Origin of the sequence: Pseudophaeobacter sp. 1A16562 (genome assembly GCF_041008785.1) — a bacterium.
In the GTDB taxonomy this organism is placed as follows: domain Bacteria; phylum Pseudomonadota; class Alphaproteobacteria; order Rhodobacterales; family Rhodobacteraceae; genus Phycobacter; species Phycobacter gallaeciensis_A.
Genome location: NZ_JAXGFT010000016.1, coordinates 105,107 through 113,792, shown reverse-complemented (window position 1 = coordinate 113,792; position 8,686 = coordinate 105,107). Strand labels below are relative to the sequence as shown.

Below are 8,686 nucleotides of genomic sequence, written 5' to 3'. Positions count from 1 at the left end.
GTACCGCCACGCCCGATCCGATGCCTTTGATCTTTGGAACGGCTACGCACTCGAGATGACCGCATGACGGGCGCGGAGCAGGCCGCATTCAGCCGGGTGCAAATAAGTTGGCAATGCCCGAGGGAGGCCGCGAACTTGGCGTTCTCGACCTTGCCCATATGGCCGCGGCTCACGTCGGCCCGATGAGCAAGCTCCTCCTGGCTGAGGCCGCGGGCGCGTCTCAATTCCTGGATGTTCAGTGCTACTCGGTCCCGCAAGTTCATGCCCTCGAAACGGACACGCTGCGCGAAATATCGCCACGCGATATATGTTACATTCGGAGGTGCAGAGAAGAATTCTTGGAACGGCGCGAGATCGCCGGACTGGGATGCCTGCCGATGCGCAGGTCACGGGATGATCCGTCTCGCAAACATAATGGGCCGTTCAATCGTTCTTTCGGAAAAGGGCGGCACCGGCAATACCGGTGCCGCTAGGAATTCGCCCACAGGGAGGAGGTAAAGGGCGAATTCTACAGCGAAATTTGTGTGCGCACCACTTGAACCGCGACTCGTGTTGGGTTCAGGGTAGGGGGTTCATCGCATTTCCTCCATCATCTTTTCACGGAACACCTCTGCAGGCGTTTTCCATCCCAAGCATTTTCGGGGCGTATTATTCAGTCTGTCACAGATCTCTTTCATGTCCTGATCCGTCATTGAGCGGATATCACGTTTTCTAGGCAGCCAGCGCCGAGCACGCCGGTTCGTGTTCTCGACCGTTCCTTTTTGCCACGGAGAGGACGGATCACAGAACCAGGCTTGCGTGCCAATCTCAGCTTGTAGATGTGGCCAGTTCATAAACTCAGAACCACGATCAAAGGTGATCGATCTGCGCGCTGGATGGGGCAGGTCTTTGATCGCCTCAACGATCTTTTCCATCACGGGTTTGGTGCGCTTGTTCGGGTTTTTAAGGATCACCGTGAACCTGCTGACGCGTTCAACAAGCGAAGTGACGTTTGCCTGCCCAAGCTTTTGTTTGAACAGCATCAAATCGCCCTCCCAATGACCGAATTGACGTCGGTGGGCCACGTCATCGGGGCGGAACAGAATGCTGACATCACGGTGGAATTTGGGTTCTCGACGTCGGCGGGTGCGTCGAGGACGTCGGGCGACGCGATGCGTTGGCAGGTACCACCATAGATCCTCGCGCTGGCCTTCGCGTGAATAGATGTAGCGATAGATCGTTTCTTGGCACACGCGCGGCTTTGCTCGTTCTTGGATCATGCGGTTGCTGATCTGCTCGGGCGTCCAGCCGTCTTTGATCCGCTCAATGACACGCTGACAAAGTTCTGGATATTTGATGAGCTTACGGTCCCGTGCACGACGATCCGCCTGCATCAAATGCGCTGCTGCACCGTAATACCCATCGTTTTTCGGCATGCTCTCATCTGAGAAATGATTGCGCTTTAATTCGCGGAATATCGTCGACCTGCAGCGCTTCAAAACCCGTGCCATTTCGTCAACGGGGACTTTAGCGTGCCTCCAGCGTTCTATTTTGCGTCGTTCTGTGATACTCAATTGCGTGTAAGACGTTCCCATAGCGATTCCTCTCGTCAGATAAACTACTGTTTTCTAACAAGAGTCGCAGTTGAGGGTAGCGTGTGCCTGTGATGGCTCAAGGGTCGTTGCGACGGTTTCCGCTATCTCAGTTTCATCATCTCTTCTCTGAACGCTTCGGTCGGGGTGCGCCAGCCGAGGCACTTTCTGGGCGTTCCGTTGAGGTAGTCACAAATCGCCTTCATAGTGCGATTTGAGAGCGCTGCGAGCTGGGTGTCTCGGGGGAGATATCGTCGCGCCCGCTTGTTCAGGTTCTCGACGGATCCTTTCTGCCATGGGGCTTGCGGATCGCAGAACCAGCTGTCGGTGCCGATGCCGGACTTTAACTTGCGCCACTCGCGGAACTCGAAGCCTCTATCAAAGGTGATGGAGCGACGGGCTGGCTGGGGCAGGGGTTCCATGATGTCCATCAGCTTGTTGATAAAGTGCGTCGAGCTGCGGTCGTTGTTGCGGAACAGGACGGCAAACCGGGTCTTGCGTTCGACCAGTGAGGCGACATTCATGGTGCCTTGAGAACGTTCAAAGATCATCAGATCGCCTTCCCACTCGCCGAAAGTCTCACGCGTCTTCACATAGTCCGGGCGTTGATGAATGGACCGATCCGGTGGAAATACCTGGCCTCTGGGCCGTCTGGCGTAGCGTGGCTGCCGTTTCTTTCTTCGACTGGGCAGATGACGCGCCAGTTGCTCAGATTGGCCTTCAGCGCTGTAGACATAAGCGTAGATCGTCTCGTGACTGACGCGCACGGGCTGGCCATCAAAACCGAGGCGTCCAGCGATCTGTTCCGGCGTCCAGCCGATCTTCAACTGAGCGATGACATGGGACCGCAGATCAACAAGTCGGATCAATTTGCGACGCCGTGCGCGTCGATCGGATGCGTATTTCTGAGCATTCATTCCGTAGTATCCGTTCAGATACGACAGCTCATCGTCGACAAAATAGTTCCGCTTGATCTCGCGATACACGGTCGAGCGATGCCTGCCGATCTCCGCTGCGATCTTGCTCACCGGCACTTTTGCATTCAGCATGTCTTCGATTGCGCGTCTTTCACGTAAATCCAGCTCTGTGTGGGCCATGTCCGTTCTCCTTGCTTTTCAGCAAGATAGGGGATTTGTCGCAACCCAGTTTAGAATGTGCCCTGGGGTTTGATAGAAATCGCATAATTGAAATTATGTTAAGTATTTGCGATCCTCGGGAATTCGAGAGCCCGTCTTTTTTTGGCTAAAGCCGATGGGTCGCAAATGTGCTTTTCCCTTGTTCCCGACCGGCACTGAGCGGGCGCAAGCAGAAACGAGAGTTCACAGACCGCAACGCATATATTGAACGGACAATGTGCTTGGCACGATAACACACTACTTCTGATTCTCGTTTGAACGCGGCAAAGCACCCGCTTCTTCTGATAGCTATCCCCAAGCTTATGAAAAAGCGTCAATATTTTTTGTTGACTGCTTCAGCTATTTATTACTTACTAGTCAGTAAAAAGGAAACCTAAATGCTGACAAAAAAACTGTCGTCTTGGAACCAAAGGGGTCGCCGATCTGGTGCGCGTTGACGAAATCATTGCTGCAGGCTGTAACCAGGGCTGCCAGCTCAGGATTGTGATCGAAGACATGCGATGCCAGCTGCCGCACGTCGTCCACCCAATTGGAAAGCCTCAGCCTGAAGGGGATCAAGGACAGCAAGAGCTACAAACACCTCGTCCACATGTACCTTACAAGCAAGGTACCCGGTGGCGGTTGCGTCGATTGTTGGCATGGGCGCCAAAAAGGCGAGCCACAAAATCAGCTGCATTTGGCAAGTTGAAAACACATTAAACCGGGTTTTCGAAGATGGCAGTGACGTGGTGAACAATCTCTGGAAGCTGAACGAAACTACCAAGTGAAGTCGCGTTTCCCATCGGACACTTCCCGATGGCCGAACATCAAAAAAAGGAGCCTCATAATGAAGGTGCTGGTGCCTGTCAAACGCGTGATCGACTATAACGTGAAGGTTCGCGTCAAAGCGGGCGGATCGGGCGTTGATCTCGCCAACGTGAAAATGTCGATGAATCCGTTTGACGAAATTGCCGTCGAGGAGGCGATCCGACTGAAAGAGGCCGGCAAAGCCGAAGAGATCATTGCGGTCTCGGTCGGCGTAAAGCAGGCGCAGGAAACGCTGCGGACAGCTTTGGCCATGGGGGCCGACCGGGCGATCCTGATTGTCGCCGCCGACGATGTGCATACCGACATCGAACCCCTCGCCGTGGCGAAGCTGCTGAAAGCGGTGATCGACGAAGAACAGCCAGGTATCGTTCTGTGCGGTAAACAGGCCATCGACAATGACATGAACGCCACCGGGCAGATGCTTGCGGCGCTCACGGGTTGGGCACAGGCGACGTTCGCCTCCAAACTGGAGATCGACGGCGACAGCGCCAACGTGACCCGCGAAGTCGACGGCGGATTGCAAACTATCAAGGTCAAAATGCCGGCCATCGTCACCGTCGACCTGCGCCTGAACGAACCGCGCTATGCCTCGCTGCCGAATATCATGAAGGCCAAGAAAAAGCCGTTGGACGAAAAAACCGCCGCCGATTACGGCGTCGAAGTCGCCCCGCGCCTGGAAATCGTCAGCACGGCCGAACCCGAGGCCCGCGCCGCTGGGATCATCGTCGGCTCGGTCGACGAACTGGTCGAGAAACTCAAAGAAGCGGGGGCTGTGTAATGGCTGTTCTTCTCCTTGCCGAAGTGAACAATGGCGAATTGTCGCTGGACGCCACCGCCAAGGCCGTGACCGCCGCCAAGGCCCTGGGTGACGTGACCGCGCTCTGTGCCGGGGGCTCTGCCGCCGCCGCGGGCGAAGCCGCCGCCAAGATCGACGGCGTGTCCAGAGTGCTGGTCGCCGAAGACGCAAGCCTCGGCCACCGCCTGGCGGAATCCACCGCTGCGCTGATCGTGTCGCTGGCCGGTGATTACGAGCATATCGTTGCGCCCGCCACCACCGACGCCAAGAACGTGATGCCGCGTGTTGCCGCACTGCTGGACGTGATGGTGATCTCAGATGCCTCGGGCGTGGTTGACGGCAACACGTTCGAACGCCCGATCTATGCCGGCAATGCCGTGCAGACGGTCCGCTCGAACGATGCCAAAAAGGTCGTCACCTTCCGCACCTCGACCTTTGATGCGGCCGGTGACGGTGGTTCGGCCCCGATCGAAACCATCTCGGCGGGTGACAATCCCGGCCTCAGCGAATGGGTCGAGGACAAGGTCGCCGAAAGCGATCGACCTGAACTGACCTCGGCAGGCGTCGTGGTCTCGGGTGGCCGCGGTGTCGGTTCCGAAGAGGACTTCAAACTGATCGAAGCCCTCGCGGACAAGCTAGGCGCCGCTGTCGGCGCGTCGCGCGCGGCGGTCGATTCGGGCTATGCCCCCAACGACTGGCAGGTCGGCCAGACCGGCAAGGTCGTGGCCCCGGACCTCTATGTTGCGGTCGGCATCTCGGGTGCGATCCAGCACCTCGCCGGCATGAAGGACTCCAAGGTCATCGTTGCCATCAACAAGGACGAAGAGGCCCCGATCTTCCAGGTCGCGGATTTCGGACTGGTCGCCGACCTGTTCACCGCCGTGCCGGAATTGATCGAAAAGCTCTGATCTGGAGTCAGAAAATGACCTATACCGCCCCCCTTCAGGACATGCGTTTCGTTCTGCGCAAGCTTTGTGATCTCGACGCGATCAGCCAGTTGCCTGGCCTTGAAGAGGCAACGCCGGATATGGTGGACGCGATCCTCGAGGAAGCCGCCAAATATGCCGGCCTAGAACTGTCGCCGCTCAGCCGGTCCGGCGACCTCGCCGGTCTGGGTTTTGAAGATCGCCGGGTGACCATGCCCGAAGGCTGGAAAACCGTCTACGACATGCTGGTCGAGATGGGCTGGAACAGCCCGTCGGCAAGCCCCGAATACGGTGGCATGGGTCTGCCCTTCGTGGTCAATGCCTGCATCCAGGAGATGTTCCACGGCGCCAACATGGCATTCCAGCTCTGCCCGATGCTGACCCAGGGCGCGATCGAGGCGCTTGAATGCTATGCTTCGGACACCTTGAAAGAGACCTACCTGCCCAAACTGGTGAGCGGCGAATGGACCGGAACCATGAACTTGACAGAACCGCAGGCAGGGTCTGATCTGGCCGCGATACGGTCAAAGGCGGTGCCCGAGGGCGATTGCTACCGGATCAGCGGCCAGAAGATCTTCATAACTTACGGCGAGCATGACCTTACTGACAACATCATCCACCTCGTGCTGGCCCGACTGCCTGATGCTCCGGCGGGCGTCAAAGGCATCTCGCTCTTCGTTGTACCGAAGGTGATGCCAGATGGCGCTCCCAATGACGTGCACTGCGTTTCGATTGAGCACAAGCTGGGTATTCATGCCAGCCCGACATGCACGTTGTCATTTGGAGATAGCGGTGGCGCCGTCGGTTACCTTGTGGGCGAGGTCAACCGTGGACTGGAGTATATGTTCGCGATGATGAACAACGCCCGGCTCAATGTGGGAATCCAGGGCATCGGCGTTGCCGAACATGCCTGCCAGGACGCGGCGGCGTATGCAGCCGACCGCCGGCAGGGCAAGGTTGACGGGGTCGAGGGGTCGGCCGCAATCATTCACCATCCAGATGTTCGCCGCATGCTGGGTATCATGAAGAGCCGCACCGAAGCCGCCCGCATTCTCGCCTACCGCGCCGCGGCGGCGCTGGATTTTGCGCATCGCGCCGTCGACCCCGAGGCCCGGGACCGTGCACAGCGCCGGGTTGATCTACTGATCCCGGTTGTCAAAGGCTGTTCGACCGAGATGTCGATCCAGACCGCCTCGCTTGGCATTCAGGTTCATGGTGGCATGGGCTATATCGAGGAAACCGGTGTAGCACAGCACCTGCGCGACGCCCGGATCACCACGATCTACGAGGGTACCACGGGCATTCAGGCACTCGACCTGACCGGGCGCAAGATCCTGCGCGACCGCGGTGCGGCGGTTCAGGAAATCATCGACGACATGCGATTGAGCGCGGCGGAACTTGCCTGCGAGAGCAGCCCGCACGGTGATTGGACGCTCTTGTCGCGCAGCGTTTCGCACGCTGCCGATACGGTGGAAACCGCTACAAGATGGCTGCTTGATGCGGGTAAGGAAACCGCACATACGCAGGCCGCGTCGGCAATGAACGTGCTAGAGCTCTTCGGCCTTTCGCTGGGCGCCTGGGCCTTGGGCGATGCGGCGCTTGCTGCCGCTGGGGAACCTGCCGCGGGTGGCCAATCCGACCATGCCGGCGCCAAGATCCGGCTGGCGGAATTCTATGCGCAGCAAGTCTTCCCCGAGGCGCTGGCACGGCTGAGCGCGGCGACGGATGGTGCGTCGAGCGTTCTGGCGCTGGCACCCTCTGATCTGCACAGCGTTGCGTGAGGTCATTGAGATGTCTGGATCTGCACGAGAAACGATAGAATATGATGTGGTGATCGCCGGCGCGGGGCCTGCGGGTCTGAGCGCCGCGGTCCGTCTCAAGCAGCTCGACAGTTCGCTTGACGTGGTGGTGCTGGAAAAGGGTTCGGAAGTGGGGGCGCATATCCTGTCCGGCGCAGTACTCGATCCCTCGGGGCTCGAGGCGCTGATCCCCGACTGGAAGGAAAAGGGCGCGCCGCTAAACGTCCCGGTGACCTCCGACAAGTTCTACATGCTGGGCGAGGCCGGTCAGATCCGGGTGCCGGGGTTTCCGATGCCGCCGCTGATGAACAACCACGGCAACTACATCGTCAGCATGGCCAATGTCTGTCGCTGGATGGCCGAGCAGGCCGAGGAGCTGGGCGTCGAGGTTTTCCCCGGCATGGCCTGTTCCGAGCTGGTTTATGACGAAAACGGCGGCGTGAAGGGTGTTGTGGCCGGTGAGTTCGGCAAGGAAGCCGATGGCACACCGGGGCCGGCCTATGAGCCCGGCATGGAGCTGCACGGCAAGTACGTGTTTCTGTCCGAGGGCGTGCGCGGGTCACTGGCCAAGGAAGTGATTGCCAAATACGACCTGTCGAAGGGCAAGGAGCCGCAGAAATTCGGCATCGGCATGAAAGAGATCTGGGAGATCGACCCGGACAAGCACAACGAGGGTGAGGTGACCCACACCATGGGCTGGCCGCTGGGAGGCAATGCCGGGGGCGGGTCGTTCATCTATCACCTCGAGAACAACCAGGTCTATGTCGGGTTCGTGGTGCACCTGAACTACAAGAACCCGCATCTCTTCCCCTATATGGAATTCCAGCGCTTCAAGCATCACCCGATGGTGGCCGAACTGCTGGAAGGCGGCAAACGCGTGGCCTATGGCGCACGGGCGATTTCCGAAGGCGGATACCAGTCGATGCCGAAAATGGTGGCACCCGGTGTAGCGCTGTTGGGCTGTTCGGTGGGCATGGTCAACGTGCCGCGGATCAAGGGTAATCACAACGCGATGCTCAGCGGCAAGGCCGCGGCCGAGGCGGCGTTTGACGCGATTAAGGTCGAGCGGTCGGGTGATGAGCTGACGGCGTATGAGGACGACGTGCGGGGCGGCGCCATCGGCAAGGATCTGAAAAAGGTGCGCAACGTCAAGCCGATGTGGTCGAAATGGGGGATGCTGCCCTCGCTGGCGCTGGGCGGTCTGGACATGTGGACCAACACGCTGGGCTTTTCGCTCTTTGGCACGATGAAACATGGCAAGACCGATGCGGCGGCCACCGAAGAGGCCAGCAAGCACAAGGTGATCGATTATCCAAAACCCGATGGCAAGCTGAGCTTTGACCGGCTGACCAACGTGTCGTTTGCGATGACCAATCACGAGGAAAGTCAGCCAAGCCACCTGCAGCTGGGTGATGACAAATTGCCGATCTCGGTCAACCTGCCAAAATACGGCGAACCGGCACAGCGCTATTGCCCGGCCGGCGTCTACGAGGTGGTCGAGGAAGACGGCAGCGACCCGCGCTTCGTGATCAATTTCCAGAACTGCGTGCACTGCAAGACCTGTGACATCAAGGACCCAAGCCAGAACATCAACTGGGTCACGCCGCAGGGCGGCGACGGACCAAATTATCCGAACATGTAAATGCCTAAA

The 8,686-nt window shown here is 58.6% G+C and carries 6 protein-coding genes and 1 pseudogene; 4 read left to right on the top strand and 3 right to left on the bottom strand.

Annotated elements, in window-relative coordinates:
* Window positions 1-98: 98 nt before the first annotated feature.
* From SM764_RS22600 to SM764_RS19270, 3 genes and pseudogenes are all read right to left on the bottom strand, one after another.
* Window positions 99-263, bottom strand: a pseudogene (locus SM764_RS22600) (helix-turn-helix transcriptional regulator); the annotation flags it as partial.
* Between the two features lie 309 nt (window positions 264-572).
* The gene (locus tag SM764_RS19275; RefSeq protein ID WP_274861574.1) at window positions 573-1,574 is read right to left on the bottom strand and encodes an IS30 family transposase; all 1,002 of its coding nucleotides are present in this window, start codon (window positions 1,572-1,574) and stop codon (window positions 573-575) included.
* Between the two features lie 101 nt (window positions 1,575-1,675).
* A complete protein-coding gene (locus SM764_RS19270) occupies window positions 1,676-2,668 on the bottom strand; it encodes an IS30 family transposase (RefSeq protein WP_274861575.1) in 993 nt (330 codons plus the stop codon).
* Window positions 2,669-3,533: 865 nt separating this feature from the next.
* On the opposite strand from SM764_RS19270, the gene SM764_RS19265 reads away from it, so the two are divergent.
* Genes SM764_RS19265 through SM764_RS19250 form a run of 4 tightly spaced genes read left to right on the top strand, consistent with a single transcriptional unit; the run spans window position 3,534 to window position 8,677 of the window.
* A complete protein-coding gene (locus tag SM764_RS19265) occupies window positions 3,534-4,292 on the top strand; it encodes an electron transfer flavoprotein subunit beta/FixA family protein (RefSeq protein WP_161353838.1) in 759 nt (252 codons plus the stop codon).
* A complete protein-coding gene (locus SM764_RS19260; protein WP_161353837.1) occupies window positions 4,292-5,218 on the top strand; it encodes an electron transfer flavoprotein subunit alpha/FixB family protein in 927 nt (308 codons plus the stop codon). The genes SM764_RS19265 and SM764_RS19260 overlap by 1 nt, the downstream gene beginning before the upstream one ends.
* Window positions 5,219-5,232: 14 nt before the next feature.
* Window positions 5,233-7,017 (top strand): acyl-CoA dehydrogenase, encoded by a 1,785-nt coding sequence (locus tag SM764_RS19255; protein ID WP_161353836.1) that lies wholly within the window; start codon window positions 5,233-5,235, stop codon window positions 7,015-7,017.
* A gap of 10 nt (window positions 7,018-7,027) precedes the next feature.
* Window positions 7,028-8,677, top strand: a complete 1,650-nt coding sequence (locus SM764_RS19250; protein ID WP_161353841.1) for an electron transfer flavoprotein-ubiquinone oxidoreductase — start codon at window positions 7,028-7,030, stop codon at window positions 8,675-8,677.
* Window positions 8,678-8,686 lie beyond the last annotated feature (9 nt).

What these genes read in the sequence shown, in the direction of transcription:
- SM764_RS19275 (WP_274861574.1), bottom strand. Translation starts at nt 1,574, where the DNA reads ATGGGAACGTCTTACACGCAATTGAGTATCACAGAACGACGCAAAATA.
- SM764_RS19250 (WP_161353841.1), top strand. Translation starts at nt 7,028, where the DNA reads ATGTCTGGATCTGCACGAGAAACGATAGAATATGATGTGGTGATCGCC.
- SM764_RS19260 (WP_161353837.1), top strand. Translation starts at nt 4,292, where the DNA reads ATGGCTGTTCTTCTCCTTGCCGAAGTGAACAATGGCGAATTGTCGCTG.
- SM764_RS19270 (WP_274861575.1), bottom strand. Translation starts at nt 2,668, where the DNA reads ATGGCCCACACAGAGCTGGATTTACGTGAAAGACGCGCAATCGAAGAC.
- SM764_RS19255 (WP_161353836.1), top strand. Translation starts at nt 5,233, where the DNA reads ATGACCTATACCGCCCCCCTTCAGGACATGCGTTTCGTTCTGCGCAAG.
- SM764_RS19265 (WP_161353838.1), top strand. Translation starts at nt 3,534, where the DNA reads ATGAAGGTGCTGGTGCCTGTCAAACGCGTGATCGACTATAACGTGAAG.